Annotated in this window: 21 protein-coding genes; 8 read left to right on the top strand and 13 right to left on the bottom strand. The window is 68.7% G+C overall.

Translation table 11 applies throughout. The annotated features are described in order from the left end of the window. Positions 1-19: 19 nt before the first annotated feature. From H9L41_RS25980 to H9L41_RS01795, 6 genes are all read left to right on the top strand, one after another. Positions 20-289 (top strand): helix-turn-helix domain-containing protein, encoded by a 270-nt coding sequence (locus H9L41_RS25980; RefSeq protein ID WP_084300123.1) that lies wholly within the window; start codon positions 20-22, stop codon positions 287-289. A 147-nt stretch (positions 290-436) separates the two neighbouring features. Continuing rightward, the gene (locus tag H9L41_RS01815) at positions 437-748 is read left to right on the top strand and encodes a helix-turn-helix domain-containing protein (RefSeq protein WP_028445852.1); all 312 of its coding nucleotides are present in this window, start codon (positions 437-439) and stop codon (positions 746-748) included. After that, entirely contained in the window at positions 745-1,968 is a 1,224-nt protein-coding gene (locus H9L41_RS01810) for a type II toxin-antitoxin system HipA family toxin (protein ID WP_028445851.1), read from the top strand. Before H9L41_RS01815 ends, H9L41_RS01810 begins: the two co-directional genes overlap by 4 nt. A 217-nt stretch (positions 1,969-2,185) precedes the next feature. Beyond that, entirely contained in the window at positions 2,186-2,458 is a 273-nt protein-coding gene (locus tag H9L41_RS01805; protein WP_028445850.1) for an oxidative damage protection protein, read from the top strand. A 122-nt stretch (positions 2,459-2,580) separates the two neighbouring features. After that, on the top strand, positions 2,581-4,671 hold the full coding sequence (gene ppk1 / locus H9L41_RS01800) for a polyphosphate kinase 1 (RefSeq protein ID WP_034606681.1): 2,091 nt from the start codon (positions 2,581-2,583) through the stop codon (positions 4,669-4,671). Positions 4,672-4,729: 58 nt separating this feature from the next. Then, positions 4,730-5,188, top strand: a complete 459-nt coding sequence (locus H9L41_RS01795) for a SixA phosphatase family protein (protein ID WP_028445848.1) — start codon at positions 4,730-4,732, stop codon at positions 5,186-5,188. Positions 5,189-5,478: 290 nt separating this feature from the next. Here the strand turns inward: H9L41_RS01795 and H9L41_RS01790 are convergent, their stop codons facing one another. The 5 genes from H9L41_RS01790 to H9L41_RS01770 all read right to left on the bottom strand — a co-directional run bounded on the left by H9L41_RS01790 (position 5,479) and on the right by H9L41_RS01770 (position 11,519). Continuing rightward, on the bottom strand, positions 5,479-5,931 hold the full coding sequence (locus H9L41_RS01790) for a DUF2214 family protein (RefSeq protein WP_028445847.1): 453 nt from the start codon (positions 5,929-5,931) through the stop codon (positions 5,479-5,481). After that, positions 5,928-7,142 carry a heme biosynthesis HemY N-terminal domain-containing protein gene (locus H9L41_RS01785; RefSeq protein WP_028445846.1) on the bottom strand — a complete coding sequence of 405 codons (1,215 nt, stop codon included), beginning with the start codon at positions 7,140-7,142 and terminating at the stop codon, positions 5,928-5,930. The genes H9L41_RS01790 and H9L41_RS01785 overlap by 4 nt, the downstream gene beginning before the upstream one ends. Next, complete coding sequence (locus H9L41_RS01780) at positions 7,139-8,965, bottom strand: uroporphyrinogen-III C-methyltransferase (RefSeq protein WP_028445845.1); 1,827 nt, start codon at positions 8,963-8,965, stop codon at positions 7,139-7,141. The genes H9L41_RS01785 and H9L41_RS01780 overlap by 4 nt, the downstream gene beginning before the upstream one ends. 87 nt (positions 8,966-9,052) lie before the next feature. Beyond that, complete coding sequence (hemC, locus tag H9L41_RS01775) at positions 9,053-9,985, bottom strand: hydroxymethylbilane synthase (RefSeq protein WP_028445844.1); 933 nt, start codon at positions 9,983-9,985, stop codon at positions 9,053-9,055. A gap of 199 nt (positions 9,986-10,184) precedes the next feature. After that, positions 10,185-11,519 carry a deoxyguanosinetriphosphate triphosphohydrolase gene (locus tag H9L41_RS01770; protein ID WP_028445843.1) on the bottom strand — a complete coding sequence of 445 codons (1,335 nt, stop codon included), beginning with the start codon at positions 11,517-11,519 and terminating at the stop codon, positions 10,185-10,187. A gap of 182 nt (positions 11,520-11,701) precedes the next feature. Between H9L41_RS01770 and H9L41_RS01765 the strand changes: the two genes are divergently transcribed. Continuing rightward, entirely contained in the window at positions 11,702-12,514 is an 813-nt protein-coding gene (locus tag H9L41_RS01765; RefSeq protein ID WP_028445842.1) for a hypothetical protein, read from the top strand. A 12-nt stretch (positions 12,515-12,526) separates the two neighbouring features. Here the strand turns inward: H9L41_RS01765 and H9L41_RS01760 are convergent, their stop codons facing one another. Then, on the bottom strand, positions 12,527-14,155 hold the full coding sequence (locus H9L41_RS01760; protein ID WP_028445841.1) for an isovaleryl-CoA dehydrogenase: 1,629 nt from the start codon (positions 14,153-14,155) through the stop codon (positions 12,527-12,529). Positions 14,156-14,566: 411 nt separating this feature from the next. On the opposite strand from H9L41_RS01760, the gene H9L41_RS01755 reads away from it, so the two are divergent. Then, entirely contained in the window at positions 14,567-15,745 is a 1,179-nt protein-coding gene (locus tag H9L41_RS01755) for a lytic polysaccharide monooxygenase (protein WP_034606639.1), read from the top strand. A 273-nt stretch (positions 15,746-16,018) separates the two neighbouring features. On the opposite strand, the gene mtgA is transcribed toward H9L41_RS01755, so the two are convergent. From mtgA to H9L41_RS01720, 7 genes are all read right to left on the bottom strand, one after another. Further along, positions 16,019-16,711 (bottom strand): monofunctional biosynthetic peptidoglycan transglycosylase, encoded by a 693-nt coding sequence (mtgA, locus tag H9L41_RS01750; RefSeq protein WP_028445839.1) that lies wholly within the window; start codon positions 16,709-16,711, stop codon positions 16,019-16,021. A 3-nt stretch (positions 16,712-16,714) separates the two neighbouring features. Beyond that, positions 16,715-16,903: a zf-HC2 domain-containing protein gene (locus H9L41_RS01745; protein ID WP_028445838.1), complete on the bottom strand. Its 189-nt coding sequence runs from the start codon at positions 16,901-16,903 to the stop codon at positions 16,715-16,717. After that, positions 16,900-17,466, bottom strand: coding sequence for a sigma-70 family RNA polymerase sigma factor (locus H9L41_RS01740; RefSeq protein ID WP_028445837.1), 567 nt, complete (start codon positions 17,464-17,466; stop codon positions 16,900-16,902). Before H9L41_RS01740 ends, H9L41_RS01745 begins: the two co-directional genes overlap by 4 nt. Next, on the bottom strand, positions 17,463-18,257 hold the full coding sequence (locus tag H9L41_RS01735; protein WP_051318929.1) for a GGDEF domain-containing protein: 795 nt from the start codon (positions 18,255-18,257) through the stop codon (positions 17,463-17,465). Before H9L41_RS01735 ends, H9L41_RS01740 begins: the two co-directional genes overlap by 4 nt. Positions 18,258-18,360: 103 nt before the next feature. Further along, positions 18,361-19,305 (bottom strand): homoserine kinase, encoded by a 945-nt coding sequence (locus H9L41_RS01730; RefSeq protein WP_028445836.1) that lies wholly within the window; start codon positions 19,303-19,305, stop codon positions 18,361-18,363. Positions 19,306-19,438: 133 nt separating this feature from the next. Then, the gene (locus tag H9L41_RS01725) at positions 19,439-19,762 is read right to left on the bottom strand and encodes a DUF2782 domain-containing protein (RefSeq protein ID WP_028445835.1); all 324 of its coding nucleotides are present in this window, start codon (positions 19,760-19,762) and stop codon (positions 19,439-19,441) included. 648 nt (positions 19,763-20,410) lie between these two features. Next, positions 20,411-21,145: an LOG family protein gene (locus H9L41_RS01720; protein WP_028445834.1), complete on the bottom strand. Its 735-nt coding sequence runs from the start codon at positions 21,143-21,145 to the stop codon at positions 20,411-20,413. Between the last annotated feature and the right edge of the window lie 55 nt (positions 21,146-21,200).

Here is a 21,200-nt window from a genome sequence, read left to right as displayed (position 1 = left end):
ACACAAAGACTTGACGCCTATGCGTCCAAGTCGAAATCAACTGCTGATCACAGCTCTCGGGGTCGAGGTCAAGGTGCGCCGGCAAGAATTGGCGCTGTCTCAAGAGGATGTGGCCGGGCGCTGTGAGCTCGACCGTCCATTCATCACGATGATCGAAAGCGGACGGAAGCAGCCCACCATCAGCGTCCTGCACCGTCTTGCGGAAGCTTTGGAGCTTTCGCTGGGTGAGCTCTGCCAACGAGTAGATGATAGGTACCGAACCGAGCTGAGAGCCGCGACAGGCTCGTGAACCATTTTGAATGAGGTGTTGAAAGTGGCGCCTCCGATGCCGTCTGATCGCTCGCAGTAGCTATCGCGGCACAGGCCACTTTTCATGTTTATTAAAAGTCATTATTATGATCTTTAAGCTATTTTTGTTGCGATTAGGATCATTAGGTTGGCTTTTAATCTCTCGACCCCCGTTGAAATCCAGCAGGCACTGGGTGTGCGTCTGCGCGAGCAGCGGCTTGCCCAGTCCCTTACGCAGCGTGAACTGGCGCAAATGGCCGGGCTGTCGTTGGGGGCGTTGCGCAAACTCGAAACGGACGGCCAATGCTCGCTGGAAACACTGGTCCGCGCCGCGCAGGCGCTTGGCTTGCTGGAGGCGCTGGACGATCTCTTCGTGCTCAAACGGCAATCCATCGCCCAGATGGAGCAGGTTGACCTTGTCAGCCGCCGCCAGCGTGCGCCACGCAAGAGGGCATCATGAAGTCGCTCACCGTGCATTATTGCGGCTGGGGCGAAGACTGGCCGTTGGGGCGGTTAGCTGATGACGGTCAATCCCTGCTCTTCGAATACTCCGCCGAAGCCCTGGCTCAGGGCTTGGAACTGTCACCCTTACACCTCAAGTTGCGTGCAGATGCCTACGGTAGCTTTCCGCCTCACCTGCATCGCCTTCCGGGCCTGATCGCCGACAGCCTTCCTGACGGCTGGGGCTTGTTGCTGATGGATCGCCTGTTTCGTCAGCAGGGTGTGCGTCACCCCGGGCCACTGGACCGGCTGGCCTTCGTTGGTGGGCGCGCCATGGGTGCTTTGCGCTTTGTCCCGGTGAGCGATGCCGGTGCCCGGGAGCCCGACTGGTCCTTGCTGGCACTGGCCGAGCAAAGCCGGCGCGCGCTGGCTGGTGAAGCGGGTGCCGCCCTGCGCGAACTCGCGCTCACCGGCGGCTCGCCGCAAGGCGCCAGGCCCAAGGCGCTGGTGCAGTATGACGCCGCGACCGGGCAAGTCAGCACCCGTCCTGATGCGCCCGGCAGCCCCTGGCTGGTCAAGTTTCCCGCGCAGAACGAACACAAGGAAGTCTGTGTCATCGAGCAGCTCTATGCCGAGTTGGCTCGGGATTGTGGGCTGGACATGCCCGAAAGTCGCTGCTTCGACCTTGGCCCTGAACTGGCGGCATTCGGCGTCGCACGCTTCGACCGCGAAGGCGGGCTACTCGTGCCAGTGCATAGTCTGGCCGGATTACTGCAGGTGGATTTCCGGATGCCTGGTGCCAGCGACTACACCGCCTTCCTGCGGGCCACCCGCTTCTTGACGCGCGATGAGCGCGAAGTGGAGAAGGCTTATGCACGAGCCGTTTTCAACGTGCTCTTCCACAACCGTGACGATCATCCGAAGAATTTCGCGTGGCGTCTCGGACGTGACCGGCGCTGGCGGCTAGCGCCCGCCTTCGATCTGACCTTCAGCGAGGGCCCGATGGGTCAGCACCACCTGGACATTTGCGGCGAAGGCGCCGCCATCGAACGCCAGCATCTGTTGCGCCTGGCGAAGGAGGGAGGCGTATCGATCAAACAGGCGGAGGAGGTCATCGACCGGATGTTGCTGGAGGCACGCTCATTGGCTGAGCGATTTGAGCGCGTTCCGATTAGGCAGACGATGGCGCAGCAGATAAAATCCGTCATTGATACCTGTCACCAGCGCTTGGAGCGCTGAATCCGAGCATCTCGCAATGGCTCCAGTTCACCGTTGAACATACTCAGCACCGCGTTCTTTGAGTACAAGCATGAGTATTTTCTTGGACGGTGTAGCCTGTTGATTATTTAAATCAATGCCTTGCAGGCGCAATCGCGCCTTAACGTCTGATCCACTGCGTGGCGCCCGTTCATACGGGCGTCACGTGGCAATGCTATTAGTCGAGAGGAGTACCGCCATGGCCAGAATGGTGAACTGCGTCAAACTGGGTCGCGAAGCCGAGGGACTGGATTTCGCGCCGCTGCCCGGCGAACTGGGCAAGAAGATCTACGAGAGCGTGTCGAAGGAAGCCTGGCAGGCCTGGGTCAAGCACCAGACCATGCTGATCAACGAGAACCGCCTCAATCTTGCCGACAGCCGCGCACGCCAGTACCTGTCGCAGCAGATGCAGAATTACTTCTTCGGCGCCGGCGCCGACATGCCGCAAGGCTACGTGCCGCCGCCGCAGTAATCCGCTTCACGCCCCGATGGCCGCCCTGCGCGGCCATTTTCGTTTCCACCTCCGGGCCGGGACTATACTGGGGCCCCGCTCCAAGCCGGGGCCGTAGCCCGTACGATGACACCATGACCAGCATGCCACCCCAAGCCAATCCCCACGAGCAAGGCCACGAACTGTTCCTCAACCGCGAGCTGGGCCTGCTCGAATTCAACCGGCGCGTGCTGGCCCAGGCCGAGGATCCGAACAATCCGCTGCTCGAGCGGCTCAAGTTCCTCTGCATCGTGTCGAGCAATATGGACGAGTTCTTCGAGGTGCGCGTCGCCTGGTTGAAGGAGAACATCCGCCTGCATACGGCGCGGGCGGCACCCGACGGCCTGTCGCCCGAGGCGGCCTACCACCGCATCGCCGAGGACGCCCACGCGCTGGTCGAAAAGCAGTACAAGATCCTGCGCGAAGTGGTGCTGCCCGAGATGGCGGCCCAGGGCATCGGCTTCCTGCGCCGCACCATGTGGAACGAGGTGCAGCGCCAGTGGGTGCGCGACTACTTCGACCGCGAGCTGGCGCCGGTGCTGACGCCGATCGGGCTGGACCCGTCCCACCCCTTCCCGCGCCTGCTGAACAAGAGCCTCAACTTCGTGGTCGAGCTCGACGGCCGCGACGCCTACGGCCGCAATTCCGGCGTCGCCATCGTGCAGGCGCCGCGCATCTTCCCGCGCTTCATCAAGCTGCCGTCCGAGGTGTCGGGCATCGAGCACGGCTTCGTTTTCCTCTCCTCGGTGGTGCACGCCCACGTCGACACGCTGTTCCCCGGCATGGAGATCAAGGGCTGCTTCCAGTTCCGCGTCACCCGCGATTCCGACCTCAACGTCGACGAGGAGGACGTCAAGGACCTGCGCGCCGCGCTGCAGGGCGAGCTGAGCCAGCGCCAGTACGGCGACGGCGTGCGGCTCGAGGTGGCCGACACCTGCCCGCACCACATCTCGGACTTCCTGCTCGAACAGTTCGGCCTCGACAGCGACGACCTCTACCGCGTCGACGGCCCGGTCAACCTGGTGCGGCTGATGCAGGTGCCCGACCAGGTCGACCGGCCCGATCTCAAGTTCCCGCCCTACATGCCGAGCGTGCCCAAGGAACTGCGCAAGCAGCCCGACATGTTCGCCGCCATCCGCCATGGCGACATCCTGCTGCACCACCCGTTCCAGAGCTTCACCCCGGTGATCGACCTCCTGCAGCAGGCCGCGCGCGATCCGCAGGTGGTGGCCATCAAGATGACGGTCTACCGCACCTCGAGCGATTCGGCGCTGATGGAGGCGCTGATCGAGGCGGCCCAGGCCGGCAAGGAAGTGACGGTGGTGGTCGAGCTGATGGCGCGCTTCGACGAGGAGGCCAACATCAACTGGGCGGCCAAGCTCGAGCGCGTCGGCGCCCACGTGGTCTACGGCGTCTACGGCTACAAGACCCACGCCAAGATGCTGCTGGTGGTGCGCCGCGAAGAAGGCCGGCTGCGCCGCTACGCCCATCTCGGCACCGGCAACTACCATCCGCGCACCGCCAAGCTCTACACCGACTTCGGCCTGTTCACCTGCAACGAGGACAAGTGCGCCGACGTCAACAGCCTGTTCATCCAGCTGACCGGCATGGGCAATCCGGGCAAGCTCAAGGCGCTGTGGCAGTCGCCGTTCACCATGCACTCGTCGATGATCGACGCGATCAACCGCGAGGCCAATATCGCGCGCGCCGGCCGCCGCGCGGTGGTGATCGCCAAGATGAACTCGCTGCTCGAGCCGGCGCTGATCCAGGCGCTGTACGACGCCAGCCAGGCCGGCGTCACCATCCACCTGATCGTGCGCGGCGTCTGCACGCTGCGGCCCGGAGTGAAGGGGCTCAGCGAGAACATCAAGGTGCGCTCGATCGTCGGCCGCTTCCTCGAGCACACGCGGGTGTTCTACTTCTTCAACGACGGTGCCGAGGATCTCTACCTCGGCTCGGCCGACTGGATGGGGCGCAACTTCTTCCGCCGCATCGAGGTGGCCTTCCCGATCCTCGACCCGAAGACCAAGCGCCGGGTGATCCGCGAAGGCCTGCGCCCCTACCTGGTCGACAACTGCCAGGCCTGGGAGATGCAGCCCGACGGCCGCTACCGCCGCAAGACCTCGCGCGGCGACCGCCGCCGCGGCGCGCAGATCATGCTGCTCGAAGAACTCGCGGCGAAAGACCGCGACTGACATGACAACGACGATCGACGGGGTGCCAAGGCACCCCGTTTTCTCACGGAGCGAGGATATGAAGACCAATCTGATCCTGTGGCGCCACGCCGAGGCCGAAGCCGGCGAGGACGACCTGGCGCGCTGGCTGACCGCGCGCGGCCAGAAGCAGGCGGCCAGGATGGCCGACTGGCTGCGCGAACGGCTGCCGACCCGCACGCGGGTGATCGCCAGCGAGGCACTGCGGGCGCGCCAGACCGCCGCCACGCTGAACCCCGAGCACGCCGTCGACCGCCGGCTCAATCCCGGCGCGGCCGCATCCGACTACCTGGCGGCTTGCGACTGGCCAGAGTCCGACGGCACCACGGTGCTGGTCGGCCACCAGCCGACCATCGGCCGCGTCGCGGCGAGCCTGCTGGCCGGCATCGAGGCCGACTGGACGGTGCGCAAGGGCGGCATCTGGTGGCTGCAGTTCCGCCTGCGCGACGGCGTGCCGCAGACGGTGCTGAAGACCATGCTGACGCCGGAGCAGCTCTAGCCGCGGCGCCGGACGCCGCTTCGACGCGCGCCGTCGTCCCAGACGAAACGCCCCGCATTGCGGGGCGTTCGTTCGTCTTCGGCGGGGCTGCCAGACATGTAATCAACGTAGGTCGGGCTTTACGCCCGACAGCAGGGCCGCCGGAAAGATCGCGGTCGGGCATAAAGCCCGACCGACCACACCGCCGCGCACACCCGGCCGAAGAGCAGACGCACGCCGCAGGAGCGGCTTCAGCCGCGAACAGCACCGGAGGAACGATCACCCGTTCGCGGCCGCTCCTACAGGGCAGCTCAACGCATCCCCACGCCGCGCGCCATCAGGCTCGCCAGCACCGGCAGCAGCAGGATCAGCACCAGCTCCAGCCGCACGATCATCAGCACGCGCCGGTATTCGGCGGCGGCCGGCGCCACCTGGCCGGCCTCGCGCGCGGCGCGGTGCCAGCGCAGGATGCGCACGGTCGGGTAGATCGACAACAGGCCGATCAGCACGAACACGGTGAGCTTGGCGTGGAACAGCGGGTTGTGCAGGTAGAACGCCTCGCCCTTTTCCATGAACATCCGGCCGACACCGGTCGCGATCTGGATGCCGGAGGCCAGGCCGAACAGCGCGTCGATGCGCGCCAGCCGGCGCATGCGTTCGAGCGGCAGTTGCGGCGCCAGCAGCATGTGCTCGGCCAGCAGGCAGCCGAACAGCAGCATGGCGCCCAGGTAATGGGCGGCGGCGAGCAGGGCGGCGGCGGTCATGCGCGCTTCTCCAGCAGGTCCAGCGCCAGGCCGAGGCTGGCGCGGTAGTGTTCCTCGGCGGCGGTGCGCTCGCCGAGCTGTTCGAGCATCTGGCCGAGCTCGGCGTGCGCCACCGGCGTGGCCGCCACCGCGATGCTGGCCTCGAGATAATTGCCGGCCTTGCCCCACAGCCCGGCGTCGCGGCACAGCCGGCCCAGCGCCAGCAGCAGCTGGTGGTCGTTCATATGGCTGCGCAGCCATTCCTCGGCGCGCGCCAGCCGCCGCACCGGGTCGCCCTTCACGCCGAGCCGTTCGAGCTCGCCGTAGACCTCGAGCGGCGCCACGTCCCAGTCGGCTTCGAGCGCGTCGACCAGGATCGCCTCGGCGCGCTCGCCTTCGCCAAGGCGGGCGAACTGGCGCGCCGCGGCGGCGGCCAGCTTGGGCAGCACCTTCTCTTCCTTGCTCAGGGCATTCCACCAGCGTTCGAGCGCGGCCGCATCCATCTCGCCGCCGCGCAACTGCATCAGCCGCGCCTGGTTGCGGATGCGCGCGGCGTGGCCCGGATCGAGCGCGTCGCTCTTCTCCAAGAGGTCGGTCAGCTCGATCACGCGGGCCGGGTTGCGCTCCTGCTGGCAGATCTTCAATTCGAGCTTCAGCGCCGCGGTCAGCCGCGGCGACTGGGCGTAGACGCGCTGCAGCGCGGCCATCGCCTCGCGGTTGCGGTACTGCTCGTAGAACATCTCGGCCTCGAGCATGTCGAGCGCCAGCGAGCGGCCGCCGCTATGGTTGCGCGCCTCTTCCAGGCTCTGGTCGCGGGTGTCGAAGTCGCGGCCGAAATGGGCGGCGCGGGCGGCGATCAGGCTGTCGATCAGCTGCATCTCGCGCTCGTCCTCGGCCTCGCGCGCCAGCCGGATCGCGCGTACCGACTTGTGGTAGCGGCCCTCGATCAGCGCGGTGATCGCTTCGCGCCGGTAGCGGCGGGCGTCGGCGACGCGGCGTGCCTCGTGGTAGCGCCGCACGTTGCGCGGCATGGCCAGCAGCCAGTCCAGCAGCCGCACCAGGGCGAAGCCGCCCAGCACCAGCAGCGCGAAGATCAGCACGAAGGCGTTGAGCGACAGCTCGACCCGCCACGGCGGCAGGAACAGCAGCGCATAGCCACTGTTGTGATGGGCGAACAGGGCGAGCCCGACCGCCAGGGCGAACAGCAGCAGAACCCAGATCAGCGCTCTCACTTGCTGTCCTCCCGGCTGGCCTTGCGGCGCGCGTCGCGCGCGGCGTTGAGGCTGTCCGACAGGCTCGGCAGCGCCTGCGCCGGCTGCACCGCGCGCAATTCGCCGAGCGTCTTCAACGTCGCGATCACCGGCTTGGCCTTGAGGTCGAAGCGGCGGCGCAGCTCCTGGTCGGCCGCGGCGAGGTCGCGCCGGAAGCTGCTCTCGTCGCGCTGCAGCAGCGCCAGCCGGGCATTGAGCAGGCGCAGCTTGATGTGCTCGCGCAGGTAGAGCGCCTGTTCGGGTGCCAGCAGCACCGCGTCGGGCTGATCCATGCGGCGGATCTCGACCAGCGCGCCGAGCGCACGGCCCAGCTCGCCGAGCAGGCCGTTGCGTTCGCCGCTGCGCGCCTCCTCGCGCTCCTCGCGCGCTTTCGCATCGATCGCCAGCGGTAGGGCGTCGATCCCGCCGGCCAGCGTATCGAGCCGCGCCGAGATGCCGATGTAGTCGATCCACGGCATGCGCTTGAGCGCCTCGATGTCGCTGGCCAGCGCGCGGCGCAGCGGCATCAGCCGCGGCTTGTCGTGGCCGGACAGGCGTTCGTCGAGCCGGTACAGCGCGGCCAGCGCGGCGCCGACGTTGCCGGTGAGCTGCAGCTGCTGGCTGGCCAGCGACAGCGTCAGCTCGGCGTCGGCCAGCAGCGTCTCCTCGTGGTCGCCGGCCACCGCGCCGTAGAGCGCCTGCAGGTCGGCCTGCTGGGCGCGGATCTCGTCCAGGCGTTGGTCGACCGCAATCTGGCGGTTGTCGAGTTCGCGCAGCCGCGCGTCGTCGCGCGCCTCGTCGTTGCTGAACAGCTGCTGGCGCGTCTCGAGCCGGGCCAGCCGGGTGACCAGCTCGCCCTGCGGGTCATAGCCGCGGTAGCGGTAGAAGGTATGCAGCGCCGCCCCGCCGATGCCGACGCCGAGCGCCAGCCACAGCACGGCGCGCAGCACGCGCAGCGGCCGGCGCCGCTCCATCCGCGGCCGGCCCCAGCCGGCTTCGGCCGGCGACGCGGCGGTGACCGGCGCCGCAGTCGCAGCGATATGGCTGTCGTTGACGGCGAAGCACTCGGTCAGCGAGGCGACGATGCCGGCGTCGCCGGCCGCGGTGGTGATCACCCGGCCGACACCGGCGCGGCGCGCCGCGTCGGCGATGGCCGGGTGGCTGGCGAAGAACAGGCTGGCGTGGAGCTTGGCCGCCAGCGCCTCGTCGGCCAGCGCGAACAGGTTGTGCACCGCCTCGCTGCTGGTGACGATGACGCCGTCGCAGCCGTCGGCCAGCAGCGCCGACAGCTCTTCGCGCGCCATGGTCGGCGGCAGGCGGCGATAGGCCTCGACGATCTCGACCGTGGCGCCGCGCGCCACCAGCGTGTCGGCCAGCAGCTCGCGGCCGCCGTTGCCGCGGAACAGCACCACCCGCTTGCCGTCCATGCGCGCCAGCGACGGGTGCTCGAGCAGGCCTTCGCTGTCGTAGCGGCCGTCGGGGCAGATTACGTCGAGGATGCCGAGTTCGTGGGCGCGCTCGCGCGAGGCCGGGCCGATCACGGCGGCGGCCAGCTCGGTCGGCCAGTGCTTGATGCGGGTGCCGACCTGGTCGAGCGCGGTCGGGCTGACGAACACCGCCAGGTCGAAATCGTCGAGCCGCCGCAGCGCGGCGTCGAGCCCGGCCGGGTCGGCCGATTCGCCGATCGCGATCATCGGTGCGAGCAGCGGTTCGGCGCCGGCTTCGCGCAGCAGCGCGGCCAGCCGCTCGGACTGGCTCTCGGGGCGGGTGACGAGGAAACGGCGTTGGGCGAGCGGGCGGTTCATGGGCTGCGGCCTCTGTGCGGGTCTGCGTCTTGTGCTGTCGCGCCGGCCTGGCGCGCGCCGGCGGTGGATGTCGGGTGGTGGGCGGCCTCAGCCCTGCGCCGCCTGGATCAGCGGCCGGGCGCCGTCGGTCAGCATCAGGTTGGCGGCCTGCTGGCCCAGGCTCGCCGCGGCGGCCCGGCTGCCGTTGGTCTCGGCGCGCACCAGCTCGGTTCCGTCCTGGCTGGCGACGAAGCCGCGCACGCGCAGGAACTGGCCGTCGACCACCTCGGCGTAGGCGCCGAGCGGCACCTGGCAGGAGCCGTCGAGCCGCAGGCTCAGCGCACGCTCGGCGGCGACGCAGTCGGCGGTCTCGGCATGGTTCAGCGGCGCCAGCAGCGCGGCCAGGTCGGTGCGGTCGGCGCGGATCTCGATGCCGAGCGCGCCCTGGCCCGGCGCCGGCAGGCTGGCCTCGACGCTGAGCACGCTGCGGATGCGGTCGTCGAGGCCGAGCCGGCGCAGGCCGGCGGCGGCCAGGATGATGGCGTCGAATTCGCCGTCGTCGAGCTTGCGCAGCCGGGTCTGCACGTTGCCGCGCAGCGGCCGCACCACCAGGTCGGGCCGGGCCGCGCGCAGCTGCGATTCGCGCCGCAGGCTCGAGGTGCCGACCACGGCGCCCTGCGGCAGCGCGGCGACATCGGCGTAGCGGTTGGAGACGAAGGCGTCGCGCGGGTCCTCGCGCTCGGTGACGGCGGCGATGGCGAAGCCCTCGGGCAGCCGCATCGGCACGTCCTTCATCGAATGCACGGCGAGATCGGCGCGGCCCTCGGCCAGCGCGGTCTCGAGCTCCTTCACGAACAGGCCCTTGCCGCCGATCTTGTTGAGGGTGACGTCGAGGATGCGGTCGCCCTGGGTGGTCATGCCCAGGAGCTCGACCGCGAGGCCGGGATGCAGCGCTTCGAGCCGGGCGGCGATGTGGCGCGCTTGCCACAATGCCAGGGCGGATTCGCGGGTGGCGATGACGAGGCGGGCGGGGACGGACACGGCGGAAAGTCTCGCGGATTATCGGTTTGCGCCGATTCTAGCATGGCCGCATGAACGGCCTCGTTGGGGTATCGGCGCAACAACGGGCGTCCAGCGATCCCGGTCGGTCGTCGGCAGGTCGGGATTCATTCCCGACGCCGCCGCCGGCCGAGCGTGCCGTCGGGAATGAATCCCGACCTACATGACGCAGCGGCCAGCCTTACCGCCCCATGCCGCCGACCTGCTGCGCCAGATAGGTCGCGTAGTTGTCGGTCATCCCGCCGATGAAGTCGAGCACCCGCATATAGCTCTCGTACAGCGGCCATTCGCGGTGCGGCGCGTTGTACTCCATCAGGTCGAGGATGCGCTTGTTGCGGAAGCTCAGCCGGTCCGGCTCGGTGCGCAGCTGGTAGGCCGCGCCGCAGAAGGCCTCGAGCAGGATGTCCAGGCAGGTGAAGCTGCCGACCTCGATCTCGACCTTGCGCCGCGCGTTGAAGATGCGGTCGCGCGCCAGCTGCTTGGCGTCGCGGATGCCGTGGCGGACGAAATCGGGGCAGGAGGCGATCAGGTCGCCCTCGTAGTCGCCGGCCAGCAGCGCGTCGTGGTGGCGCATGAAGGCCGCCGTCACCTCGCGCACGCAGCGGTCGATCGCCTTGGAACGCAGCAGCGACATCTTGCGCCGCACGCTCGGCGCGCCGGCCACTTCGAGCGCCAAGAGGTCGTCGTCGATGCCGGCCAGCCGGATCAGCATCGGCGCGATGGTCTCGAACGGCAGCATGCCGATCTCGACGCCGTCCTCGAGGTCGAGGATGGCGTAGCAGATGTCGTCGGCCGCCTCCATCAGGTAGGACAGCGGATGACGGCACCAGATGCCGGGGCCCTTGGCCAGCAGGCCGAGTTCGTGCGCCACCTCGTCGAGCAGTTTCTTCTCGGCCTGGTAGCAGCTGAACTTCTCCTTGAAGCCGGCGTGCTCGCTGGTCCACGGGTACTTGAGCGTGGCGCCGAGCGTGGCGTAGGTCAGCCGCATGCCGCCGTCGAAGCGGTGGTTCTCGAGCTGGGTGACGACGCGGAAGCCCTGCGCGTTGCCCTCGAAGGTCTGCACGTCGCGGCGCTCGTCGGCGCTGAGGTTCTGCAGCATGTAGGCATTGGCCGACTGGCGGAACCAGTCGCGGATCGCGTATTCGCCGGCGTGGCCGAACGGCGGGTTGCCGATGTCGTGGGCCAGGCAGGCGGCTTGCACGATGGCGCCGATGTCGTAGGGGATGATGTGGACCGGCAGCCGGTCGCCCAATGCGTGGCCGACCAGGATGCCGAGCGAGCGGCCGACGCAGCCGACCTCGATCGAGTGGGTCAGCCGGGTGTGGACGTGGTCGTTCTCGTTCATCGGATGGACCTGGGTCTTGCGGCCCAGGCGCCGGAACGGCGAGGAGAAGGCCAGCCGGTCGTGATCCTTGTGGAAGTCGGAGCGGCCGATGCTGGGTCCGGTCTCGGGCGGCCGGCGCGGCGCGCGCAGGCGGTCGGCGGACAACAGTTGCGGCCAGTTCATGTGCGGCATGGCGGGAATCGCTCGATGGCGGGTAGGCGGGAATGACCGGCCGCCATTGTAGGGCGTTTGCCACGCTTTACCGCATCGGAGCCGACCGGCCGGCGGTCCGGTTGGACCGCTGCCGCCGCCGCCGCTACGCTGCGGCCGCGCTGTGCGCTTGCGGATATGAATTTGAAAGAAGGAATGAGCGAATGGATTGGTTGAGCATCGTGGCCGCAGCGATCTGCGGCGGATTGGCCAGCGGCCTGGTGGCCCTGCTGCTGGGGCGAGGCGAGAACAGCGGCGGCATCCGGGCCGGCGTGGTGCTGGCGGGGCTGCTCGGCGCCGGACTGGCGCACCAGCTGCTGGATCCCGAGATCCAGATCATGCGGATGAAGCGGGAGCTGGCCAAGCAGCCGGCGATGCGGGCCATCAAGCAGTACGACGCCGACACCTACGAGACCGTGCTGGCCGAACTCAAGGACGGCGTGCGCCAGCACAAGAGCCAGGCGGCGATCATCGAGGCGGCCGGCAGCCAGGTGGCGCAGCTGACGCTCGACCGGCTGCCGCGCGCCTCCGATGCCGCCGCGGTCGCCTACCTGCAGGTGATGGTCGACCAGATGCGCGCGCTCGACGGCGAGAACTGCTACCGCTTCCTGTTCCCTGCGCGCGGCTCGCACCTGGAGGTGGTGCGCGCGCTGCCCGAGGAGCTCAAGCGGCGCGAACAGGTGGCGCTGGCCGAGGTGGTGCGGATCGCCCACGTGGCGCCGCGCGACGTCCCGACCGTCGACGACGTCCGCGCGCCGATGATCAAGATCTACACCGGGCTGAGCGAGGAATTCGGCCCGCGCGTGCGGCTGCTGGAGACCGGCGGCAGCCTCGGCGCCGACCACGCCACGGTGTGCAAGCTCTACACCAGCATCTTCGCCCGCATCGCGGAAATGCCCGAGGACCAGGGCGGCCCGATCTTCCGCTACCTGGTCAAGACCATGAACGGCCAGCGCGCCAAGAAGCGCCCCTACTGACCGGCCGCGCCGCTAGCCCGCCAGCGCCCGCCCGATCAGCAGCTCGAAGTCGCTGGCCGCCGGCAGCGTGCCGAAGCTGCCGCCCCAGTCGCCGCCGAGGCGCGACGCGACGAAGGCCTCGGCCACCGGCTCCGGCGCGTGGCGCAGCAGCAGGCCGGCCTGCAGCGCCAGCACCAGCTGCCGGGTCAGCCGCCGCGCCCGCACCTCGAGCGCGGCCGGGTCGGCGAAGCCGCGCTGCAGCTCGGCCACGCAGCGGTCGTAGGCCGGGTGGCGGCCGAGCGCGGGCGCCAGCTCGGCCTGCAGCGCCTCCATCGTGCGCGGGCTCTTGCCGAGCGCGCGCAGCACGTCCAGGCACATCACGTTGCCCGAACCTTCCCAGATCGAATTGACCGGCATCTCGCGGTAGATGCGCGCCTGCACGCCCTCCTCGACGTAGCCGTTGCCGCCCATCGCTTCCATCGCCTCGGCGGCCAGCTCCGGGCCGCGCTTGCAGACCCAGTACTTGGCGGCCGGCGTCAGCAGCCGGCGCAGCAGCGTCTCGGCCTCGTCGTCCTGCGCGTCGAAGGCGCGCGCCATACGCAGCGCCAGCGCGATGGCGGCCTCGGTCTCCAGCGCCAGGTCGGCCAGCACGTTGCGCATCAGCGGCTGCTGCACCAGCGGCCGGCCGAACACGCTGCGGTGGCGCGCATGGTGGACCGCCTGCGAGGTGGCCTGCCGCATCATACCGGCGCTGCCGAGCACGCAGTCGAGCCGGGTATAGGTGCCCATCTCCAGGATGGTCGGCACGCCGCGGCCCTCCTCGCCGAGCAGGAGGCCCCAGGCATTCTGGAACTCGACCTCGCTCGAGGCGTTGGACTTGTTGCCGAGCTTGTCCTTGAGCCGCTGGATCAGCACCGGGTTCTTGCCGCCGTCGGGCCGCCAGCGCGGCACGAAGAAGCAGGACAGGCCACCCGGCGCCTGCGCCAGCACCAGGTGGGCATCGCACTGCGGCGCCGAGAAGAACCACTTGTGGCCGGTCAGCAGGTAGCCGCCGGCGCCGTCCGCCACCGCCACGGTGGTGTTGGCGCGCACGTCCGAGCCGCCCTGCTTCTCGGTCATGCCCATGCCGACCAGGCCGCCGCGCTTCTGCCCGAACGGCAGGTCGCGCGCGTCGTAGTCGCGGCTGAACAATGTCGGCAGCCAGTCGCGCGCCAGCTGCGGGTGCTTGGCGATGGCGGGGATGGCGCCGTAGGTCATGGTGGTCGGGCACAGCGAGCCGGCCTCGACCTGGGCCTGCATCAGGTAGCCGGCCGCGCGCGCGGCGTGGGCGCCAGGCCGCGGCTCGGCCCATGGGCCGGTGTGGAAGCCGCGCGCCACGATGCCCTGCATCAGCGCATGCCAGGCCGGGTGGAACTCGATCTGGTCGCGGCGGAAGCCCTTGGCGTCGAAGGCACGCAGTTGCGGCGGATGCTGGTTGGCCAGCCGGCCGAGCTCGAGGCTGTCGGCGCGGCCGAGCTCGGCGCCGATGGCGGCCAGGCCGTCGAGCGCCCAGCCAGCGCCCTCGCGCGCTGCGCCTTCGGCCAGCGCCGGGTCGGCCAGGAACAGGTTGTAGTCGGCCAGCGGCGGCGACTGGTTGAGCACTTCGTGGGTGGGCCAGCTCATGGCGGTCTCCTCCTGATTGGATGCGCCCCGGCGGGCGTCGGTTCGGCGGCCAGACTACGCCCGCCACTCACGCCGAGCAAGCGCTCGAATCAGCCAACGGCGGGCGTAAATGACGGGTTCGCCGCCGGACCATACCGGTCTGCACCGAACCGGCCTCGGCAATACCAGACAAGACACTGAACACGCGGCAAGCCGGGCAGGAAAGGCCGCCGGAAGCCGGCTTCCGGTCATGGACAAGACCACTTCACCGCCTGTCCGTGCGCCATCATCGCGCGCTGGCCATACCACTTCGACACCTCTAACATGCCCTCGTCATTGTTCGAGCAGACAGAAACGACATGCCGAATTGTCGATGGCATGGCAACGAACAGCCCCCTGTAATGGGGCATCACCCAAGAAAAGGAGACACGCATGACCCTGCAAACAGTCCGTCCGGCCATCGGGCGGATCGCCGCCGCACTGGCCCTGCTCGCCCCGCTGGAGGCGCTGGCCCACGGCGCGATGGAAGTCCCGCTCGACCGCGTCTACGGCTGCTTCCTCGAAGGCCCGGAAAGCCCCGACTCGGCCGCCTGCAAGGCCGCGGTGGCGGCCGGCGGCACCCAGGCGCTGTACGACTGGAACGGCGTGAACCAGGCCAACGCCAACGACCAGCACCAGGCGGTGGTACCCGACGGCAAGCTGTGCGCCGGCGGCAAGGACACCTACAAGGGCTTCAACCTGGCGCGCGACGACTGGCCGGCGACCGCGATCGCGCCGAACGCCAACGGCCAGTTCGACTTCCTCTACAAGGCCACCGCGCCGCACAACACCAAGTACTTCCGCTTCTACGTGACCAAGACCGGCTACAACCCGACGGTGCCGCTCAAGTGGTCCGACCTCGACAGCCAGCCCTTCTGCACCATCACCAACAACACCCTGGTGAACGGCCACTACAAGATGAGCTGCCCGCTGCCGCAGGGCAAGACCGGCCGCCACGTGATCTACACGGTCTGGCAGCGCGCCGACAGTACCGAGGCGTTCTACTCCTGCGCCGACGTGACCTTCTCCGGCAGCGTGCCGGTGAGCTGGAAGGAGATCGGCCAGGTGCGCGCCCAGCAGGACCTGGCGCTCAACACCCAGGTGACCTTCCGGCTGTTCGACGCCGCGTTCAAGGATCTGGAGAAGCACACCATCACGCTCGGCAGCGGCATGACCGCCGCCAGCCAGTGGCCCTACCAGCTGGCGCTGAAGGTGAATGCCGCCTCGGCCTACGTGAAGGTCGGCGTGCTCGGCAGCAACGGCAGCATCGCGCCGGTGCAGAGCGCGACCGACAACCGCGTCTACGAGCGCAGCAACGTGACGGCCGACTACAGCTTCGCGGTCGACATCACCGCGCCCGGCGGCGGGGGCGATACCGGCGGCGGCACGGTCGACTACGTCTATCCGAACGGCATCGCCAGCTACAAGGCCGGCACCGTGGTCCGCGGCACCGACGGCAAGCGCTACCAGTGCAAGCCCTTCCCCTACTCGGGCTGGTGCCCGCAGTCGCCGGCGCATTACGCGCCGGGCACGGGGAGCAACTGGCAGGATGCCTGGACGCTGCTGAACTAGGCCGGTGCGTAGCGCCCGGCAGGAGCGGCTTCAGCCGTGAATGGCAGCCGTGGATGAAACGGCGATTCGCGGCTGGAGCCGCTTCCACGGCGGCGGCCGGCATGCCGGACGTCAAGGATTCACCGCGGAGGACGCCGAGGGCGCGGAGGCAGGCCCGGCCGGCCCGCAACGGCCATCGCCGGACCGCTCGAGCCCACCTTTCTCCGCGTCCTCGGCGGTGAAACCTGTCCGTCCCGCTCTACGCTGCAGCTCGGCGCCGCATGGCGGCCTGGCTCATGGAATATCGGCGTACGCCATCCGCCGCTGGATGATCGCGGTCTTGCGCAGCAGGCCGCGCGCATTGCGGTTGCGGTCGTAGTAGCGCGGATTGGGCACCATGGCGGCGAGCTTGGCGGCCTGGGCCGGGGTGAGGTTGGCCGCGCTGGTGCGGAAGTAGTGCCGCGCGGCGGCCTCGGCGCCGAACACGCCGTTGCCCCATTCGATCACGTTCAGGTAGATCTCGAAGATGCGGCGCTTGTCCATGCTCGCCTCCAGCATCAGCGTGATGCCGGCCTCCTCGACCTTGCGCAGGTAGCTGCGGCGGCCCGACAGGAACAGGTTCTTGGCCAGCTGCTGGCTGATGGTCGAGCCGCCGGCCGAGATGCGGCCCTTCTTCTGGTTCTTCTCCCAGGCCACCTGCATGCCCTCCCAGTCGAAGCCCTCGTGCTCGAGGAACTTGGCGTCCTCGCCGGCCACCAGCGCGCGCTTGAGGTTCGGCGAGATGCGGGCGTAGGGCACCCACTGGTGCTTGAGCTCGGCGTCCGGGTCCTTCTCCTGCAGCACGTCGCGCTGCTGGTCCATGAAGGCGGTCTCGGACGGGTTGTGGTCGCGCCACCACCAGACGTGGGCGAAGATCCACAGCTGGTAGCAGACGAACAACAGCACCAGCGCCAGCAAGAGGCGGCCGAACAGGCGGGCGATCGACATGGATTATTCCTGCGGCGGCTTGGGCCGGCTCGCCGCCAGCCGGGCGGCGCGGCGCATGAAGCGGGTCTGGCGGAAGAAGGCGCTGCAGTAGTGGCAGATCAGCAGGTGGGCGCGCAAGCGGAAGCGTTCGGCCAGGCCCAGGCGGCGATCGAGGCCGTCGGAAATCAGATGGGAGGCTTCTTTGCAGTTCATCGGCCGAACCAGTTCTTGTCGAGGCACAGGCGCAGGCTCATGCGCGCGCGGTAGAGCAATACCGAGCAATTGGTCGCGCTGATTCCGAGGTTCTGACAGATCTCCTCGATCTCGTGGCCCAGCGACTCGCGCATGGCGAACACCAGCGCGGTGCGGCGCGGCATGCGGCTGGCGCATTCCTCGTAGACGCGCCAGAAATCCTGCTGCTCCAGCGCGGCGTCCGGATTGCTCCAGCTGCGTGGACCGTCGCTGCCCCAGTGGCCGGTGGTGTCGAACAGGCTGTCGAAATCGCCGGCGCTGCCGTCATCGTCCAGCCGCTCGTCGAGCAGGAAGGGATCGCGGCACAGCTTGCGCTGGGCGTCGATCAGCTTGTGCTTGAGGATGCCGGTGAGCCAGGTCTTGACGCTCGATTGCGCGGCGAAGCCGTCGCGCGCCGAGAGCGCGGCCAGCAGGGTCTCCTGCACCACCTCCTCGGCGGTCGCCTCGTCGCGCAGGCGATAGAGCGCGTAGCGCAGCAGGTAGTCGCGGTAATCCGCCAGCTGGCGGTCGTCGGGTGTGTTCAAGTGGGGTCGCTTCGGGCTGGATCGGCTTCGACGCGGTTGCCGCCGACAGCCTGGGCGCGCCGCAAGGCGGCGTCGGCCAGGTCGATCAGGTCGGGCAGACCGGTATCGTCGGGGCGCAATTGTGCCACGCCGACGCTGACGGTAAAGCCCACCAGGCGGCTGTCGGCCAGCATCAGCGGCGCGTTCTCGATCGCCTCGCGGATCCGCTCGGCCGCCTCGATCGCACGGTCGAGCGGCGTCTCGGGCAGCAGCAGCGCAAACTCCGCGCCGCCGAGCCGGGCCGGCAGGTCGCCATGGCGGCGCGAGGTCTCGAGCAACCGGGCCATGCGCAGCAGCACCTGCTCGCCTACCGCCGGACTCCATTGCGCCTCGAGCACGGCGAAACGATCGAGCTCGATCGCCAGCAGCGACAGCGGCCGCTGGTGCCGCTGCGCCAGTTGGCAGACCTCGCCGCCATAGGTGACGAAGCGGCTGCGGTTGGCCAGGCCGGTCAGCCCGTCGGTATCGGCCTGGGCCTCGAGCTGCCGCCTGCATATGGCCAACTGGCTCTCGGATTCGGCCAGTTCGTAAGCATGGCGGCCGGCCTGCCACAGCAGCCCCAGCAGGCTGGCCCCGCAGGCGGCCAGCAGCAGCAGGGCGGCGAGCCGAAGTTCGGCGATGTCGCGCGAACCCAGCAGCCAGCCGCCGAGCAGTACGGCGAGCACCAGCAGCAGCGCCGGCGCCACGGCGACCGCCAGGCGGGCATGGCGCGACGGCGCACGGAACGAGGGACGGAAGGAATCGGGGGACAAGACGGCAGGCTTCGAGCGGAGCAGGAAGACTTTTATATTAGGTGCTGCCGGGCCCATTTGCGGGACCGGCAGCGGCCAGGCGCCGTTTCCCGCCGCGGCGCCGCTACAGCCAGTGCGGCGCCTCGCCGCGCGCGGCATGGCGCGACAGCAGGCGCTGGAACACCGCCGGGTCCTTGCGCCAGGTCAGCTCGCCGCTCTGCGGCTTGTGCCAATCCCACAGCCGCGACACCCAGAAGCGCAGCGCGGCGGCGCGCAGCATCGAGGGCCAGGCCTCGCGCTCGGACGGCTCGAGCGGCCGCACCGACTGGTAGCCGGCGCACATCGCCTCGGCGCGCGCCGCGTCGATCTCGCCGTCGGGCAGGCCGCACCAGTCGTTCAGCGCGATCGCCAGGTCGTAGATCAGCACGTCGTCGCAGGCGTAGTAGAAGTCGATGAAGCCGCCGATGCGCTCGCCGTGCATCAGCACGTTGTCGCGGAACAGGTCGGCGTGGATCACCCCGCTGGGCAGGTGATCGAAGCGGCGGCGGCCCTGGCGGCCGACCTCGGCGCGCAGCTGGGCCGCGTCGGCGGCGTTGAGGTAGCCGTACAGCTGCGGCGCGGCGGCGCTCCACCAGGCCGGCCCGCGCGGATTGGCCATGCGGCCGGGGTAGGTCTCGCCGGCGCGGTGCATCTGCGCCAGCATGGCGCCGAGCGCGCGGCACTGGGCCGGGCTCGGCGTCTCCACCGGCTCGCCCTCGAGCCACTCGACCAGCACGGTCGGCTTGCCGCACAGCGTATCGATGTAATCGTCGCGCAGATTGGCGATCGGCCCGGCGCAGGCGATGCCGTGGTGGGCCAGGTGGGCCATCAGGTTGACGTAGAACGGCAGCTCGTGCGCCTCCAGCGTCTCGAACAGCGTGAGCACGTAGCGGCCCTGGGTGGTGGTGACCGCGTAGTTGGTATTGGTGATGCCGGCGGCGATGCCCTTGAGCTCGACCAGTTCGCCGATCGAGTAGTGCTTGAGCCATGCCGAGAGCTCGGCGGCGGTGACGGTAGTGAAGACGGACATGTGAGCTAGGAAGTGAGGTGAAACGTGAAGCGTGACCCGCCGCTGCGCGGCATCGGTGAAACGTGGGGTTCAGCGCGGCCGGGCCGCACGCACTTCACGTTTCACTTTTCACCTTTCACGTTTCACATGCTGTTTAGAACCGCTTGATCACCCACATGGGCGGCCGGAGCGGGCGTTGGCCGTCGCGGCGCACCATCTGGCCGGTACCGTCGTCGTCGACGAGGTAGTACTCCGGCCCGACCTTGGGCGTCACCTTGACCATGTAGAGCCGGCCGGCCATGCGGTACTCGGTGACCGTGGCGTCCTCCTTCTGGACGATGGTCACCTCGGGCTCGCCCACGGCCGGATCGTCGGCGCTGGCGGGCGGGATGGGCGGGGGCGGCGGAACGGGCTTGCTGTCGGCGGCGGCCAGGGGTAAGGCGGCGGCCAGCAGCAGGGCCGGGAAAACGATGCGCATGATGGACTCCCAGTGGCCCGCACGCGGGCCTATTTCGTTGATCAGGCGGTTTGGAGTCGCTTGCTTCGTAGGACGACCAAAGCGAACTCAACCAGTTGCGCAGGCCCCCAGCAAAGCTGGGGGCTGACCGTCAGGGAGATACCGAACCATCGACGCTCCCCTGATTCATTCCAACTCCCCCCGCCCTCGCCGCCACCGGGGCCCCCACGAAGTCGAAGACTTCGTGGGGTGGTCCAGAGGGAGCCTCGCTAACGCTCGTTCGCTCTTCGTGGAATCGGCTCTGCTCTGCCTGCTTTCAGCGCTGCAGTTCGATCAACTGTAGGAGCAGCTTGCACCATAAATGTTCAGGCGTAGCTTCACCGCTGAAACACTCCTACACGTGCAATTCAATGACCGTGTTCGCAACCGGCATCGGCGCAGCGCCATGCCTAGCTGCAGCTCCCCACGGAGAGCTGACGAGCGCCAGCGAGGCTCCCTCTGGACCACCCCACGAAGTCTTCGACTTCGTGGGGGCCCCGGTGGCGGCGAGGGCTGGGGGAGTCGGGATGGATCAGGGTTGAGCCGTGGCCGAGCACTCACCGCCCTGAAACACCCGGCTTCGCCGCGTGCTGCACTACCCTCCCGAACCGCCACAACGCAAGCCAGCAATCAAAGGCTCAACTGCATCTCGCGCTCGGCCGGACTCAAGCCGAAGCCGCGCGTTTCATAGAACTTGAAGATAGCATCGACCACCGCGCGCGGCTCGTCGATGACCTGCATCAAATCGAGGTCTTCCGGGTTGATCATGCGCTCGGCGCTCAGCGTCTGGCGGAACCACTCGAGGAGGCCGTTCCAGAACGCGCTGCCGACCAGGATGATCGGGATGCGGCGGGTCTTGCCGGTCTGGATCAGCGTCAGCGCCTCGGACAATTCGTCGATGGTGCCGAAGCCGCCCGGCATCACCACGAAGGCGGTGGCGTGCTTGACGAACATCATCTTGCGGGCGAAGAAGTGGCGGAAGGTCTGGCTCACGTCCTGGTACAGGTTGCCGTGCTGCTCGTGCGGCAGCTGGATGTTGAGGCCGACCGAGGGCGACTTGCCGTGGTAGGCGCCCTTGTTGGCCGCCTCCATGATGCCGGGGCCGCCGCCCGAGATCACCGAGAAGCCGGCGTCGCTCAGGAGGCGCGCGATCTCCTCGGTCTTGCGGTAATACGGGTGGTCGCGCTTGGTGCGCGCCGAGCCGAAGATCGACACCGCCGGCTGGATCGCCTGCAGCCGCTCAGTCGACTCGACGAATTCGGCCATAATCTCGAACACGCGCCAGGCCTCGTGCGACAGGTAGGCGTGGGTGGCGGCCATGGTCGCCGCTTCGGTATCTTGCGGCAGCTTGCTGTGCAGGCTCATCGCTTCTTCTCGTGTTATTTCCGGGCCGGCCAGGGCCGGCCCGCATTCGAACGAT

Origin of the sequence: Chitinimonas koreensis, assembly GCF_014353015.1 — a bacterium.
In the GTDB taxonomy this organism is placed as follows: Bacteria; Pseudomonadota; Gammaproteobacteria; order Burkholderiales; family Chitinimonadaceae; genus Chitinimonas; species Chitinimonas koreensis.
Note: the sequence above shows the minus strand (reverse complement) of the source record. Positions and strands in the feature narration are given on the sequence as shown.